This window comes from Luteimonas arsenica (assembly GCF_004352825.1).
Lineage (GTDB): Bacteria > Pseudomonadota > Gammaproteobacteria > Xanthomonadales > Xanthomonadaceae > Luteimonas > Luteimonas arsenica.
Map to the genome: position 1 here is coordinate 553029 of NZ_SJRW01000002.1, position 13866 is coordinate 566894.

Genomic DNA, 13866 nt, shown 5'->3' on the forward strand with positions numbered 1-13866 from the left:
CGCGCGTGACGCGACTGCGTCGTCGGCGCGCCTGCGCTAGCGCTTGCCCGCTCGCGCCAGGGCGTGGCCCACCAGCCTCGCGGCGAGAACCTCCTTCAGGCCGCGCGGCTGCGCCAGGTCCATCCGCGCCATCGCCTCGTCGTCGGGCGTGCCGCGCGACGCCAGCGCGGCGGCCAGGGTGCGCAGCTTCTTCGTGGTGGTCGAGGTGTTCGTCTTCAGCCAGCCCAGCGCCTTCAGCAGCCGCTGTTCGACCTCGGTGAAATCGCTGCCCAGCGGGAAGTCGGGCAGGGTGCCGTCGGCGCGGAACGGCGCCAGTGCCTCGCGCAGGTGTCGTGGCGTGTTGGGTGTGGCGGCCTGCTCGCCGGACGCGTCGGACGCGTCGGATGCGCCGGGCATGCCACTCGGGCGAGGGGTCGCTTTGCCGTCGCCGAGCTTGCCCGCGCCGCGCGCGGCGTCGAGCAGTTCGCCCTGGAATCGCGCGTCCGCGATCCCTGCCATCGCCACTACGCAGTCCTCGTCCACCTTGCCGCGGATGTCGGCGATGCCGTACTCGCTGATGTAGAGGTCGCGCAGGTGCCGCGGGATCGTGGTGTGCCCGTAGTTCCAGCGCAGGTTGGATTCCACCTGGCCGCCGGCATCGCGGGTGGCGCGCAGCATCAGAGCCGAGCGCGCATCGGGCAGGGCGTGCGCCATGGCGACGAAGTTGTACTGGCCACCGACCCCGGAGACCACGCGGCCGTCGTCCAGGCCGTCGGACACCGCCGCGCCGAGCGCGGTGGCCATCATGCAGCTGTTGAAAAAGCGCGCTTCGCGGCGCTGCGCGCGCTCCAGGCCCTCGTCGCCGCCGTAGAGCTGATTGATCTCGCCGACGCGCTTCATGCCGATGCCGCGGCGGGTGTCGTCGTCGAGCCCCTGAAGCCAGTCGTAGAACTCGCCGGAGCCGAGGTAGAAGGCGCCGTGCAGGAACTCGCCGTCGCGCTCCAGCAGTTCGTGGTCGAGCGCGCTGGCGCTGCCATCGTTCATGCGCTGCATCAGCGGCAGCTTGTCGACCACCTTGCGGCGGATGACGCCGGCTTCGACCAGGCGCTTGAAGCCTTCGTTGATCATCTCGCTGCAGCCGTACAGTCCCGCTTCGAAGGGGCCCAGGCCACCGCTGGCGACCACGGCCGGATGCTGCTCCAGCCCCGGATCGAGCGCCTGCAGCACGCGCCGGTAGGCAGCGTTGTCGGTGTGCCGCAGCGCCAGGGCGTGGCACAGCGCATCGGCCAGCGCGCCGATGCCGATCTGCAGGGTGCCGCCGTCGCGGACCAGGGCGCTGGCGTACAGGCCGATGGCGTGTTCGGCATCGCCCACCGGCTGCCGCGGCAGCGCGAACAGCCGCGGGTAGGGCGCCGGGGGCAGCACCACCAGGTCGAAGAAGCCGGCGTCGACCGCCGCCTCGCCGCCCAGCCATGGCAGCCGCGGGTCGATCTCGGCCACCATCAGCGGCCGCGGCCGGCCGGCGGCGGCGAGCGCATCGATGGCGTCGAAGCTCAGGTCGGTGTTCGACGACAGCGAGAGCCGCGTGCCGTCCCCGCTGGCCGCGACCTTCTGCACGATGCAGTTGAGGCCGCGGTCGGCCAGCGCGCGCGCGACGTGGGTGTAGTTGAGGCTGGCGTAGCGGCGCTGCGCCTGCTTCGAGCGCAGCATCGCGCCGGACTGCAGGTAGAACTCCTCGACCTCGACGTGGGCGGGCAGCGCGTCGCGCTTGAGCGCCTGCACGTAGTCGAGCCGGGGGAAGTCCTCGCCGAAGTGGCGGGTGACGAACGGTGCCATGAAGCGGCGCTCGAGGTCGCTGCCGGCATCGGGTGGGTCCAGCGACAGCGCGGTGTACAGGTGCAGGCGGCGTCCCGGGTCGCGCCCGATGCGGCCGTACAGGGCGTTGAGCAGCCGGTGCGGCTTGCCCAGGCCAAGCGGCGCGCCGACGTGCAGCGGCCCGTCGATGGCGGCGAGCATGCGGTCGACCGCGAGGTCCAGCGACTGGATGATTTCAGGCATCGCGGCAGGGTAGGGACCGCGCCGTTAAGGCCGTGCCTGTGGAGGCGGCGATGGCGACCTGGTTGGCCTGGACCGTGGCCGGGACGGCTCACGCATGGCCGATGATCGCGGGCTTGACAGTCGAATCGTTTACGCATGTAATCAATAAAAATTACAGGCGTAATCGAAATGTCGATCAGCGATTCCGAGGCGATGGTGATGGAGGTCCTCTGGCAGCGCCACCCGCTGGGCGCCGACGAGGTGGTCGCGCTCCTGGCCGAGCGCAGCGACTGGGCCGAACCCACGGTCAAGACCCTGCTCAACCGGCTGTTGAACAAGGGCGCGATCCGCGCCGAGCGCGACGGCCGCCGCTACCTGTACTCGCCCGTGCTCGAACGCGAGGCCTGGGTGGCGCGGCAGAGCGAGGGCTTCGTCGAGCGCCTGTTCGGCGGCCGCGTGGCGCCGCTGGTGGCGCACTTCAGCGAGCGCGGCAAGCTCAGCCAGGCCGACATCGACGAACTGCGCCGCCTGATCGGGGAGCTCGACGATGGGCAGCGCTGAGGCCCTGCTGCGCTGGCTGGTCGACGGCAGCCTGGCGGCCAGCGCGGCGCTGCTGCTGGTGCTGGCCCTCCGGCGCCCGCTGCGCCGGGCCTTCGGTGCGCAGGTGGCCTATGCGGCCTGGGCGCTGGTGCCGCTGGCCCTGCTCGCGGCCGCGCTGCCGCGACCGGAGGCCGGACGGATGCTGGCGCCGGAGCTGGTGGCGCTGCACCCGGGCCTGCTGGTCACCGCGGCGGCCGAGTCGCTGCCGGACCCGGCTGCGGGCGGGGGCATCGACTGGATGCCGGCCCTGGCCGGCCTGTGGCTGCTCGGTGCCGTGTTCGCGGCGCTGGGCTTCGTGCGCCAGCAGCGTCGCTACCTCGCGCGGATGGGCCGGCTGGAACGCGATGCCGGAGGCCACTGGCGCGGCGATCGCGTGGAAGGCCCGGCCGTGGTCGGCGCCCTGCGCCCGCGCATCGTCCTGCCCGCCGATTTCGAAGCGCGCCACGCGCCGGAGGAGGTCGCCCTGATCGTGGCCCATGAGCGCGCGCACCTCGCCCGCGGCGACACCCGCGCCAACCTGCTCGCGGTCGCCCTGCGCTGCCTGCAGTGGTTCAACCCGCTCCTGCACCTGGCCGAACGCCGTTTCCGCCTCGACCAGGAACTGGCCTGCGACGCCGCCGTGCTCGCGCGCCATCCCCACGCCCGCCGCCGCTATGCGGACGCGATGTTGAACGTGCAGCTGGCCGTCCCTGGACTGCCGGTCGGCTGCCATTGGCAGTCCAGCCAATCCCTCAAGGAGCGAATCCTCATGTTGAAGCAACCGCAACCCGGCGCGGGTCGCCGGCGGGCCGGCCTCGCGGCGCTGGGCCTGGCGCTGTCCGCGTGCAGCTATGCCGCCTGGGCTGTGCGCCCCGCCGCGGCCCCTGATGCCCCGCCTGCGCCGCCGGCACCCGCGGTGCCTGCAGCCCCCGAGGCGCAGCCGGCCCCGGCCGCGCCGCCAGCACCTCCCGCGCCTCCCTCAGGCACTGTGCCCGTGCCTCCTGCCCCACCCGCGCCGCCCGCCATGCCGCCGCCGCGCTATCCCGCCGATGCGGCCGCGGCGGGACAGAGTGGCCGGGTGGTGCTGAAGCTCCTGGTCGCGACCGACGGCAGCGTCAAGGACGTCGTGGTGGAACAGTCCGAGCCCGCGGGCGTATTCGACGTCGCCACCGTCGAGGCCGCGAGGAAGTGGGTGCTCAAGCCCGCGATCGAGGACGGCCGGCCGGTGGAGGGCTGGGTACGCGTGCCGGTCGACTTCGAGGCGCCCGTGCCGGTGCCCCGACCTGCCGAGGGCAAGGACCTGGGCTGGATCAAGCTGGACATGGAAGCCGACATGCCGGTCAAGGAACTCACCTGCGACACACTGGCGATGGAAGAGCTGGACTCCTCGACCGTGTACTGCGGCGTGGCCACGGCGTCCGCGCCGCGGAACTGACCACTGCGACTAGTCGAGGTGGTGCACCGCCTCGGCCAGGCGGTGCACTTCCTCCGGGTGGTGGCTGACGTAGAGCATCGGCAGCCGCACCTCGTCGCGCACGCGCTGCAGCCAGGGGATCAGCTCCTCGCGCCGGGCCTGGTCGAGCGCGGACAGCGGTTCGTCGAACAGCAGGATCGCCGGCTGCGACAGCAGGGCGCGGCCGATGGCCACGCGCTGCGCCTCGCCACCGGACAGGTTGGCGGTGCGCCGCTGCAGCAGCGCCTCGATGCCGAGCAGCGCGACCACGGTCTCGAGGTCGAAGCGCGGGCCGGCCCCCGCCGCCGCATGGCGGCCGTAGAGCAGGTTGCCGCGCACGTCCAGGTGCGGGAACAGGCGCGCGTCCTGGAACACGTAGCCCACGCGCCGCCGGTGCGCCGGCAGGTCGATGCCGCGCGCGCTGTCGAACAGCACCCGGCCGTCGACTTCGATGCGCCCCGCGCGTGGCTTCACCAATCCTGCGATCGCGTTGAGCACGGTGGTCTTGCCGGCACCCGAGGGCCCGGTGAGCGCGACCACGCGCGCGGCATCCTCGATGCGCACCTGGCGCTCGAAGCGGCCGCGCCTGAGCTGGACATCGAGGCTCAGCATCAGGCCTCGTCCCCGTCGTCGCGGCGGCCGTGCTGGCGGCGCACCAGCCACTCCGAGGCCAGCAGCGCCAGCAGCGAGATCGCCACCGCCACCAGCGCCAGCCGCCAGATCCCCAGCTCGCCGCCGGGGACCTGCATCAGCTCGTAGATCGCCGAGGACACGGTCTGGGTCTCGCCGGGAATGTTGGACACGAAGGTGATGGTGGCGCCGAATTCACCCAGGGCCTTGGCGAAGGCGAGCACGCCGCCGGCGACGATGCCCGGCCAGGCCAGCGGCAGGGTGACTGTTGCGAACACCCGCCACGGGCTGGCACCGAGCGTGGCCGCGGCCTGCTCCAGGCGGCGGTCGACCGCTTCGATCGACAGCCGGATCGTGCGCACCATCAGCGGGAAGCCCATGATCGCGCTGGCCAGGGCCGCGCCGGTCCAGCGGAACGCGAACGTGATGCCGAAGCGTTCGGCGAGGAAGGCACCGACCGCGCCCTGGCTGCCGAACACCACCAGCAGCGCATAGCCCACCACCACCGGCGGCAGCACCAGCGGCAGGTGCACCAGGGCATCGAGCAGGGCCTTGCCGGGGAAGCGCCTGCGCGCCAGCAGCCAGGCCACCGCGATGCCGGCCGGCAGGCTTGCCAGCGCTGCGGCAAACGCCACCTTCAGGCTCAGCGCGATGGCGGTGAGTTCGGCGGGGCTGAAGTCGGGCATCTGCGGCGGACCGGCGCCTCAGCGCAGGCTGAAGCCGTGGCGGCGGAAGATGTCGCGCGCCGCGGGCGCCTGCAGCCAGCGCACGAAGGCCGCGGCCTGCGGGTGGCGGCTGGCGGCCACCCGCGCGGCCGGGTAGACGATCTCCGGATGTGAGCCGGCCGGGAACGTCGCCAGCACGCGCACGCGCGGCTCCGCCCGTGCGTCGCTGCCGTAGACCACGCCCAGCGGCGCTTCGCCGCGCGCCACCAGCATGAGCGCCGCGCGCACGTTCTCCACGCCGGCCACGCGTGGCGCCAGCGCTTCCCACAGGCCCAGCGATTGGAAGCCGGCCTTGGCGTACTTGCCCGCCGGCACGCTGTCGACCATGCCCAGGGCGATGCGGCCGCGTTCGCCCAGCAGTGGTCGCAGGTCGAGGTCCTGCTGCAGCGCGACCGGCGGCGAGCGCGAGGCTGCGGGCGCGATGAGCACCAGGGTGTTGCCCAGCAGTTCGCTGCGCGTATCGGCGTCGACCAGGCCTCTGCCCTGCAGTTCGTCCATCCAGTCCAGGTCGGCGGAGACGAAGACGTCCGCCGGCGCGCCCTGCTCGATCTGCCGCGCCAGCACCGAACTGGCGGCGTAGGACACCCGCACCGGCTGCCCGCTGGCGACCTCGTAGGCGCGCGCGGCCTCGTCCATCGATTCCTTGAGGCTGGCCGCGGCGAACACCGTCAGCGGGGCATCGGCGGCCAGCGCCGTGCGCGGCCCCCACAGCGCGGCGATCGCGGCGAGGCCGCACAGGACCAGGGCATGGCGGCGGGAGGGATTCATCGAGCGGGGCCTAGAGCGTGTCCAGCGGGAAATCGAGGTAGCGGATGCCGTTGCCGCGCGGCGCGGGCAGGGCGCCGGCGCGGATGTTCACCTGCACCGAGGGGATGATCAGCGCGGGCATGGCCAGGGTGGCGTCGCGCGCCTCGCGGGTGGCCACGAAGCCGGCTTCGTCGATGCCGTCGCGGACGTGGATGTTGTCGCGTTTCTGCGCGCCGATCGTGGTTTCGCAGGCCGGCTCGCGGCCGCCGGGACCGTAGTCGTGGCAGATGAAGACGCGGGTGTCGTCGGGCAGTTCGTCGAACAGGCGGCGGATGGAGCGGTACAGCGTCGCCGCGCTGCCGCCGGGGAAGTCGCAGCGCGCGGTGCCGCCGTCAGGCATGAACAGCGAGTCGCCGCTGAACAATGCGTCGCCGACGAGGTAGGCGTTGCTGTCGCTGGTGTGCCCGGGCACCGGGATCGCGCGGCAGGCGAGGCCGCCGAGCGCGAAGGATTCTCCGGCCGCGAACAGGTGGTCGAACTGCGAGCCGTCCACGGCGAAGCCCGGCCCCAGGTCGAAAACCTCGCGGAACCGCGCCTGCACGCTGCGGATGCCTTCGCCGATCGCCACCGGCACCCGTGGCCAGAAGGTCGCCTTCAGCCACTGCGCGGCGGAAAGGTGGTCCGCGTGGGCGTGGGTCTCGAGCAGCCAGCGCACCACGTAGCCGTGCGCCTGCACGCAGTCGGCCAGGGCCTGCGCCGAGGCCGTGCCGGTGCGCCCGGAGGCCATGTCGAAGTCCAGCACCGGATCGACGATCGCGGCCCCGCCGCTGGCCGCGTCCGCCACCACGTAGCTCCAGGTGCCGGTGCCGGCGTGGTGGAACGGGTGGACGACGGGCGCGGCGATGCTCACTGCTTTACCGCGGAGGTGCCAGCGCGTGGTTGAGCAGCATCGCCAGGCGGTAGCCGGCCTCGCGCAGGCGGCGTTCGGCCAGCGGCAGGCGCGCGTCGAGGAAGGCATCGTCGATCACGTGTTCGCCCTCGGGCGGATAGACCTCGCCCGCCTCGACCAGGCGGCAGGATTCCAGCGCCCACTCCAGCACCGGGCGGTCCGAGGCCAGGGTGGGGTCGTCGGGTAGTGGGGTCTGCAGGAGTTCCTGGGCGTAGTCGTCGAAACCCAGCCCGCGGCGCTTGATGATGGTGCCGTCCCAGATCCGGTGCAGGTTGCCGCCTTCGCCGTGGAGGTTGACCTGGTAGTCGTTGCCGCCCTTGTCGTCGCGCGGGCTGGCGTGCAGGGGCTGGTGCAGGTCGGCGACCAGGTGGACGACGAACTTGAGCGCCTTGGCGCGGTCCTCGGGGGCCTGGCTGGCGTCGGCCAGCACGCGGTACATCAGGTTGGTCTGGGTGACCACGCAGTTGTTGCCGGGGCAGTCGCGCGGCGGCTCGAAGCCGCAGCGGCCGTCGAAGTTGATGTAGTGCCACTTCGCCGTGCGCTTGCCGAGCACGGAATCGGTCTCGCGCAGTTCATCGGCCCAGGTGGACACGCCGGCCAGCGTCGGATCGTCTTCGCCGGCCAGCAGGCGGTCGACTTCGGCGCGGGCGGCGGGCGTGAGCCCGGCCTCGGCGATGCGGGCCACGATGCGGTGGCCCTCCGCGCTCCAGGCGAAGGCGTCGCCTGCGAAGAATGCGAACGCGAGGGCGAATACGGCAAAGGTTCGTGGCATCGGGCGGTTCCTGTTCGGGCGCATGCGGCGATTCTAGCCCGCATGCGCCCGTGCCCGCCGCGCCGTGGTTCAGAAGCGCCAGACGTAGGCCACGCCGTAGACCAGCGGGTCGATGTCGGCCTTGCCGAGCTTGATGCCGTTGACCTTGACGTCGGTCCCGATGTCGGCCCAGCGCGCATCCACGCGCAGGGCGCTGCGCTCGCCGATGGCGAAATCCAGACCCACGTGCGCCGCCAGGCCCCAGGAGTCCTCGAGCTCCAGGCGGGTGCCGGCCAGCGCGCCGGTGGTGTCCTCGCTGAAGAAGGTGGTGTAGTTCAGGCCGACGCCGACGAAGGGCGTCACCTGGCTCCCGTTGGTGAAGTGGTACTGCAGCGACACCACTGGCGGCAGCTGTTTCGTGCTGCCGACCTTGCCGACGCCGCGGATGCTGATGTCGTGCTGGAAGGGGAGCGCAGCCAGCACCTCGATGCCGAGGTTGTCGCGGATGAAGTATTCGGCGGTGATGGTCGGGCGGACGCTGCCGTCCACTTCGGTCGGCGGCAGCGGGCCGAGGCCGAGCGCGGTGGCGTCGAGGCTGCCGTTGCTGGACTTCGGGTCGACGTTGTGGACGCCGATGCCCAGCGTCCAGTCGCCAGCGGACTGGGCGAGGGCGGCCGGGGCGGCGAGGGCACCGGCCAGGGCCAGGGCGAGCAGGAGGAGGGGCTTGCGGGACATGGTGGGGTTTTCTCGTGGGGAGGATGGCGGCATGGTGCGCGCCGCCATTCGCCACCGCATTGACCGCGATCAAGCGCCCGGCCGGGCCTCGCCGGGCCTGCTAAAATGGGCGTTCCGCGTGTTCCACCCACCCTTTGCCGCCGGAGCGCGGCACTACGGAGTCAGCATCCCATGGCGATCAAGGTAGGCATCAACGGTTTCGGCCGCATCGGGCGCAACGTCCTGCGTTCGGCGCTTGCGAATTTCGACGGCGACATCGAGGTCGTCGCCATCAACGACCTGCTGGAGCCGGACTACCTGGCCTACATGCTGAAGTACGACTCCGTGCACGGCCGCTTCGACGGCGAGGTCTCGGTCGACGGCGACACCCTGGTGGTCAACGGCAAGCGCATCCGCCTGACCCAGGAGCGCGACCCGGCCAACCTGAAGTGGGACGAGGTCGGCGCCGAGGTGGTGATCGAATCCACCGGCCTGTTCCTGACCAAGGAGACCTGCCAGAAGCACCTCGACGCGGGCGCGAAGAAGGTGATCCAGTCGGCGCCGTCGAAGGACGACACGCCGATGTTCGTGTTCGGCGTGAACCACGACAAGTACGCCGGCGAGGCCATCGTCTCCAACGCCTCGTGCACCACCAACTGCCTGGCGCCGGTCGCCAAGGTGCTCAACGACAAGTGGGGCATCAAGCGCGGCCTGATGACCACCGTGCACGCCGCCACCGCCACCCAGAAGACCGTCGACGGTCCGTCCAACAAGGACTGGCGCGGCGGCCGCGGCATCCTCGAGAACATCATCCCGTCGTCGACGGGCGCCGCGAAGGCCGTGGGCAAGGTGATCCCGGAGCTCAACGGCAAGCTGACCGGCATGAGCTTCCGCATCCCGACCTCGGACGTGTCGGTGGTCGACCTCACCGTCGAACTCGAAAAGGACGCCAGCTACGCCGAGATCTGCGCCGAGATGAAGGCGCAGTCGGAAGGTGCGCTGAAGGGCATCCTCGGCTACACCGAGGACAAGGTGGTCGCCACCGATTTCCGCGGCGACGCGCGCACCTCGATCTTCGACGCCGAGGCCGGCATCCAGCTCGACAGCACCTTCGTCAAGCTGGTGAGCTGGTACGACAACGAGTGGGGCTACTCCAACAAGTGCCTGGAGCTGGTCAAGGTCGTGGCCGCGAAGTAGGCGCCACGCCAACGCTGGATCGATGGAAGCCCCGCCGCGTGCGGGGCTTCCTGTTTCCGGGCTGATTTCCGGGCTAAGGTGCCGCCTGGGCCGCGGGCGCGGCGGACTGTGGAAGCCGGCGAATGGAATCGATCCTGATGCTCCTGGGGCTGGCGGTGCTCGCGGTGCCGGTGCTGCTGGTACTGGCGCTGGTCGGACTGGGGCAGCTGAAGCAGCGCGTGGCGGTGCTCGAGGACGAAGTGGGGCGGCTACGGGCGGAAGCCGCGTCGCGGGGAGCGGTACAGGTCGCACGCACGATGCCGGCGGCTTCGCCTTCGCACGCATCCGGACCTGCGCCAGCGCCAGCGTCCGTGTCCGCGCAGCCGCCGAAGCAGCCACAACAGCCACAACAGCCACAACAGCCGCCGCAGCCGCCGCAGCAGCAACAGCACCCACTGCCACAGCCAGCGCCCGGCCGCGCCGCGTCCGCGTCCGCGTCGGCCCCGCTGCGCTCCCGCATCGAGCCGGTGCCCGCCGCTGCCCGCCGGGCGCCGTCTGAACCCGGCGCGGCCGATCGCCTCGTGGTCGCGGTGAAGCGCTGGTTCACCGAGGGCAACGTGCCGGTCAAGGTCGGCGTGCTGGTGCTGCTGGCCGGCGTGGCCGCGCTGCTGAAGTACGCCAGCGACCAGGGCTGGCTCAGCCTGCCGATGAGCCTGCGCCTGGCGGCCATCGCCGCGGCGGCGCTGGCGGCGCTGGCCTTCGCGTGGCGCAAGCGCGAACGCCACCGCAGCTTCGCGCTGGCGGTTCAGGGCGGCGCGATCGGCGTGCTGCTGCTGGTGGTGTTCGCGGCGTTCAAGCTCCACGGCCTGCTGCCGGCCGGCGTCGCCTTCGCCGCCAGCGTCGCCCTGGTCGCGGCGCTGGGCGTGCTGGCGGTGCTGCAGGATTCGCGCACCCTGGCCGTGTTCGGGATCCTTGCAGGCTTCATGGCGCCGATCTGGCTGTCCACCGGCAGCGGCAACCACGTGGTGCTGTTCTCGTACTACGCGCTGCTCAACGCGGCGATCTTCGCCATCGCCTGGCTGCGGCCCTGGCGCGAGCTCAACCTGCTCGGCTGGGCGTTCACCTGGGGCATCGGCGTGGCCTGGGGCGTACTGGCCTACGAGCCTTCGAAGTTCGCCAGCACGCAGCCGTTCCTGCTGCTGTTCTTCGCCTTCTACCTGGCACTGCCGATCCTGTATGCGCGCAAGCGGCCTCCGGGGCGGCGCGATGTGGTCGACGGTGGCCTGCTGTTCGGCACGCCGCTGGTGGCCTTCGTGCTGCAGGCCACGCTCCTGGATGGCGCGCGCATGCCGCTGGCGATGTGCGCGCTGGGGCTGGCGGCGGTCTATGCCGCGCTGGCCTGGTGGCAGCGGCGCGGGCCGCACGCGGTGCTGGCAGAGTCCTACGTGCTGCTGGCCGCCGGCTTCGCCACGCTGGCGGTGCCGCTGGCGCTGTCGGCCAGCGCCACCGCAGCGGTGTTCGCGGTCGAGGGCGCGGGGCTGGCGTGGCTGGGCCTGCGCACGGGACGGCGGCTGCCGCGCTGGGCGGGCGCCGCGCTGCAGGCCGCCGCCGCGGTGGCCTTCCTCATCGGCTACGTGGACATGCCGGCGACCGTCCGTGTGCTGGCCAACCCGTACTTCGCCGGGTTCCTGCTGTTGGCGCTGGCGGGCTTCGCCAGCGCCTGGTGGTACCGCGCGGCCGGGCGCCAGGGCATGGCTGCGCTGTACTACGGCTGGGGCCTGGCCTGGTGGTGCGCGGGCGCGCTGAGCGAGGTGCTGGAGCACGTCGCCGCCGGCCTGCGTGCCGATGCGCTGCTCGCCGTGGTCGCGGTGACGGCACTGCTGGCGGGCGAGGTGCAGCGCCGTCGGGCGGCGCCGGCGCTGGTGATGACGGTGCTGGGTGCATTCGTCCTGGCCGCGCCGCTGGCGATCGCGCAGATGGACGCGCACGGCCAGCCGTTCGCGGGTTGGGGCGGCGTGGCCTGGCTGCTGTTCGCGGCCTGCGGCCTGCGCAGCCTCGCCGGCCTGCGCACGGAGGGCGCGCGCGCTGCGGGCTGGGCGCAGTTCGCGTGGTGGCTGCTGTGGGCGCTGGTGCTGTCGCTGTCGGCCTGGGAGGCGGTTCGCGGGCAGGCCTTCGGCAGCGGCTGGCGGCTGGCGGCGCCCGCGCTGCCGTGGCTGGTGTTGCTGGCCGTCGCGCAGCTTCGCTGGCGCTGGCTGAGGCTGCCGCTGGGTGCGGCCTTCGACGCCATGCGCGTGCCCCTGTCCACGGTGTTGCTGCTCGTGGTCGGCCTCGGCTGGCTGCGCGCCCTGCGCGACGCCGGCGGCAGCGCGCCTCTGCCCTGGTTGCCCCTGCTCAATCCGCTCGACCTGGCCCAGTTGGCGGCGCTGGCGCTGTTCGGCGGCTGGCTGTGGTCGGCGCAGGCACCGCTGGCGTTCGCGCAGCGGCGGGTCGCGCTGCTGTCGGCGTCCGGCTTCCTGCTGGTCACCTGCATCACCCTGCGCGCGGTCCACCACTGGGGCGGCCTGCCCTGGGGCGAGGCGATGTGGTCGACCAGCCTCGCGCAGACGGCGCTGACGGTGGTCTGGAGCGTGCTCGGCGTGGCGGGTTGGATCGCAGGCTCGCGCCGTGGCCAGCGCGTGCTGTGGCTGGCCGGCGCGGTGCTGATGGGCCTGGTGCTGGCGAAGCTGGTGCTGGTCGATCGCCAGCACCTGGGCAACCTGCTGGGCATCGGCTCGTTCATGGCCTACGGCCTGCTTTGCACCGTGGTCGGCTGGTTCGCGCCTGCGCCGCCGCGGGCGGCAGGCGGGAGCACGGCGACGGCAGGCTGAGTCAGGCCGCCAGGCCGGCGCTTACTGTCGGGGGGCGTGATCCGGGACCTGGCACCCGTCCGGGCCGCAGGCGTCGCCAGTGTCGCCTGCGTCGTCCACGGCGGACGCTGCCGCCAGTTCGCGCAGCGCCTGGGCCAGGGCTTCCGGCGGATGCGCGCCCTGGATGCCGTGGCGGCCGTCGATGACGAAGGTCGGCACCGCGCGGATGCCCAGCTCGCGGGCCTGGTCCAGTCCGGCCTGCACTTCGGACAGGCCTTCGTCGGAGTCCAGCATCGCCCGAACCCGTGCGGCGTCGAGGCCAGCGGCCGCGCCGGCTTCGACCAGCACTTCGGGGTCCGCCAGGTTGCGGCCTTCGGTGAAGTGCGCGCGGAACAGGGCTTCGCCGACCGCGGCGGCATCGCCCTCGCGCGCGGCCAGCCACATCAGGCGGTGGCCGGGCAGGGTGGTGACCCGGACCTGGCCGCGGTCGAAGTCCATCGGCAGGCCTTCGGCGCGCGCGGCGTCCGCGGTGCGGGCGAGCATCTGCGCGGCCTGGTCGGCGCCGCCGAACTTCGCGGCATAGGCCTCGCGCAGCGGCACCGGGGTGGCGTCGGCCTCGGGGTCGAGCAGGAAGGGGCGCCAGTGGATGTCGACCGCCGGCGCGTCGTCGCCCAGCAATTCCAGGGCGCGAAGCAGGCGGTGCTTGCCGATCCAGCACCATGGGCAGACCAGGTCGGACCAGATGTCGATGCGCATGGCCTTCATTCCTTCCTTTTCGGTTCGTGGAGCACGCGCGTGCCTGCCGCGCGGTCGTGCCAGGTCAGGCGGTCGCGGTCGAACCAGGCCCACCAGAAGCCGAGCCCGGCGGCCGCCAGCGACAGCGTGGCCACCGCGTAGCGGCGCCACAGCGCGGACCGGGTCGGTGGCTGGCCGTCGGCGGACACCACGCGCAGCCGCCAGGGGCGCATGCCCAGGGTCTGCCCGCCGCGCCGCCAGCTGACCGTGGCGTAGGCGCCGGTGATGGCCCAGCAGCACAGCCACAGCAGCCATTGCAGCAGGCTGAAGGGTTCGATGTTCTCGCGCGGGGCATGCCCGGCCAGGGTGTAGCCGAGCGCGAACACGAAGCCCAGCAGAAACCACAGCGACAACACCGGCAGCAGGTCGTACAGCATCGCCAGCATCCGCTTGCCGATGTGCGCGCCGGGGCGCGCGTTGCTTGCGGTGGCGGGTGGCGGGGAGTCGCGCGGCGCGTCGGTGGTCATCGCCACAGGATAGCCGCC

Annotated in this window: 13 protein-coding genes; 4 read left to right on the top strand and 9 right to left on the bottom strand. The window is 72.4% G+C overall.

Features of this window, described 5'->3' with window-relative positions; all coding sequences use genetic code 11:
• Nucleotides 1-36: 36 nt before the first annotated feature.
• Nucleotides 37-2037 carry an acetyl-CoA hydrolase/transferase C-terminal domain-containing protein gene (locus E2170_RS10030; protein WP_133000516.1) on the bottom strand — a complete coding sequence of 667 codons (2001 nt, stop codon included), beginning with the start codon at nucleotides 2035-2037 and terminating at the stop codon, nucleotides 37-39.
• A gap of 168 nt (nucleotides 2038-2205) precedes the next feature.
• Between E2170_RS10030 and E2170_RS10035 the strand changes: the two genes are divergently transcribed.
• Together E2170_RS10035 and E2170_RS10040 are read left to right on the top strand one after the other, a co-directional pair.
• Nucleotides 2206-2577, top strand: coding sequence for a BlaI/MecI/CopY family transcriptional regulator (locus E2170_RS10035; protein ID WP_133000517.1), 372 nt, complete (start codon nucleotides 2206-2208; stop codon nucleotides 2575-2577).
• Nucleotides 2564-4030 carry a TonB family protein gene (locus E2170_RS10040; protein ID WP_133000518.1) on the top strand — a complete coding sequence of 489 codons (1467 nt, stop codon included), beginning with the start codon at nucleotides 2564-2566 and terminating at the stop codon, nucleotides 4028-4030. The genes E2170_RS10035 and E2170_RS10040 overlap by 14 nt, the downstream gene beginning before the upstream one ends.
• A gap of 9 nt (nucleotides 4031-4039) precedes the next feature.
• Here E2170_RS10040 and modC read toward each other — a convergent pair whose 3' ends face one another.
• Genes modC through E2170_RS10070 form a run of 6 tightly spaced genes read right to left on the bottom strand, consistent with a single transcriptional unit; the run spans nucleotide 4040 to nucleotide 8585 of the window.
• Nucleotides 4040-4660, bottom strand: coding sequence for a molybdenum ABC transporter ATP-binding protein (gene modC / locus E2170_RS10045; RefSeq protein ID WP_133000519.1), 621 nt, complete (start codon nucleotides 4658-4660; stop codon nucleotides 4040-4042).
• Nucleotides 4660-5364 (bottom strand): molybdate ABC transporter permease subunit, encoded by a 705-nt coding sequence (gene modB, locus E2170_RS10050; RefSeq protein WP_133000520.1) that lies wholly within the window; start codon nucleotides 5362-5364, stop codon nucleotides 4660-4662. The genes modC and modB overlap by 1 nt, the downstream gene beginning before the upstream one ends.
• 18 nt (nucleotides 5365-5382) lie before the next feature.
• Complete coding sequence (gene modA / locus E2170_RS10055) at nucleotides 5383-6171, bottom strand: molybdate ABC transporter substrate-binding protein (protein ID WP_133000521.1); 789 nt, start codon at nucleotides 6169-6171, stop codon at nucleotides 5383-5385.
• Nucleotides 6172-6181: 10 nt separating this feature from the next.
• The gene (locus E2170_RS10060) at nucleotides 6182-7054 is read right to left on the bottom strand and encodes an MBL fold metallo-hydrolase (protein WP_243708182.1); all 873 of its coding nucleotides are present in this window, start codon (nucleotides 7052-7054) and stop codon (nucleotides 6182-6184) included.
• A gap of 10 nt (nucleotides 7055-7064) precedes the next feature.
• Nucleotides 7065-7895, bottom strand: a complete 831-nt coding sequence (locus tag E2170_RS10065) for a S1/P1 nuclease (protein ID WP_243708138.1) — start codon at nucleotides 7893-7895, stop codon at nucleotides 7065-7067.
• Between the two features lie 45 nt (nucleotides 7896-7940).
• Nucleotides 7941-8585: an OmpW/AlkL family protein gene (locus E2170_RS10070; RefSeq protein WP_133000523.1), complete on the bottom strand. Its 645-nt coding sequence runs from the start codon at nucleotides 8583-8585 to the stop codon at nucleotides 7941-7943.
• 171 nt (nucleotides 8586-8756) lie between these two features.
• Here E2170_RS10070 and gap point away from each other — a divergent pair, with 171 nt between their 5' ends.
• Both gap and E2170_RS10080 read left to right on the top strand, forming a co-directional pair.
• Nucleotides 8757-9761 carry a type I glyceraldehyde-3-phosphate dehydrogenase gene (gene gap, locus E2170_RS10075; protein ID WP_133000524.1) on the top strand — a complete coding sequence of 335 codons (1005 nt, stop codon included), beginning with the start codon at nucleotides 8757-8759 and terminating at the stop codon, nucleotides 9759-9761.
• Nucleotides 9762-9883: 122 nt separating this feature from the next.
• Complete coding sequence (locus E2170_RS10080) at nucleotides 9884-12607, top strand: DUF2339 domain-containing protein (RefSeq protein ID WP_133000525.1); 2724 nt, start codon at nucleotides 9884-9886, stop codon at nucleotides 12605-12607.
• Nucleotides 12608-12628: 21 nt separating this feature from the next.
• On the opposite strand, the gene E2170_RS10085 is transcribed toward E2170_RS10080, so the two are convergent.
• Both E2170_RS10085 and E2170_RS10090 read right to left on the bottom strand, forming a co-directional pair.
• On the bottom strand, nucleotides 12629-13342 hold the full coding sequence (locus tag E2170_RS10085) for a DsbA family oxidoreductase (RefSeq protein ID WP_133000526.1): 714 nt from the start codon (nucleotides 13340-13342) through the stop codon (nucleotides 12629-12631).
• Nucleotides 13343-13347: 5 nt separating this feature from the next.
• Nucleotides 13348-13848 carry an RDD family protein gene (locus E2170_RS10090; RefSeq protein WP_133000527.1) on the bottom strand — a complete coding sequence of 167 codons (501 nt, stop codon included), beginning with the start codon at nucleotides 13846-13848 and terminating at the stop codon, nucleotides 13348-13350.
• Nucleotides 13849-13866 lie beyond the last annotated feature (18 nt).

Excerpts from the sequence above, each read along its gene's own strand:
- E2170_RS10030 (WP_133000516.1), bottom strand. The coding sequence starts at position 2,037 with ATGCCTGAAATCATCCAGTCGCTGGACCTCGCGGTCGACCGCATGCTC.
- E2170_RS10035 (WP_133000517.1), top strand. The coding sequence starts at position 2,206 with ATGTCGATCAGCGATTCCGAGGCGATGGTGATGGAGGTCCTCTGGCAG.
- E2170_RS10040 (WP_133000518.1), top strand. The coding sequence starts at position 2,564 with ATGGGCAGCGCTGAGGCCCTGCTGCGCTGGCTGGTCGACGGCAGCCTG.
- modC (WP_133000519.1), bottom strand. The coding sequence starts at position 4,660 with ATGCTGAGCCTCGATGTCCAGCTCAGGCGCGGCCGCTTCGAGCGCCAG.
- modB (WP_133000520.1), bottom strand. The coding sequence starts at position 5,364 with ATGCCCGACTTCAGCCCCGCCGAACTCACCGCCATCGCGCTGAGCCTG.
- modA (WP_133000521.1), bottom strand. The coding sequence starts at position 6,171 with ATGAATCCCTCCCGCCGCCATGCCCTGGTCCTGTGCGGCCTCGCCGCG.
- E2170_RS10065 (WP_243708138.1), bottom strand. The coding sequence starts at position 7,895 with ATGCGCCCGAACAGGAACCGCCCGATGCCACGAACCTTTGCCGTATTC.
- E2170_RS10070 (WP_133000523.1), bottom strand. The coding sequence starts at position 8,585 with ATGTCCCGCAAGCCCCTCCTCCTGCTCGCCCTGGCCCTGGCCGGTGCC.
- gap (WP_133000524.1), top strand. The coding sequence starts at position 8,757 with ATGGCGATCAAGGTAGGCATCAACGGTTTCGGCCGCATCGGGCGCAAC.
- E2170_RS10080 (WP_133000525.1), top strand. The coding sequence starts at position 9,884 with ATGGAATCGATCCTGATGCTCCTGGGGCTGGCGGTGCTCGCGGTGCCG.
- E2170_RS10085 (WP_133000526.1), bottom strand. The coding sequence starts at position 13,342 with ATGCGCATCGACATCTGGTCCGACCTGGTCTGCCCATGGTGCTGGATC.
- E2170_RS10090 (WP_133000527.1), bottom strand. The coding sequence starts at position 13,848 with ATGACCACCGACGCGCCGCGCGACTCCCCGCCACCCGCCACCGCAAGC.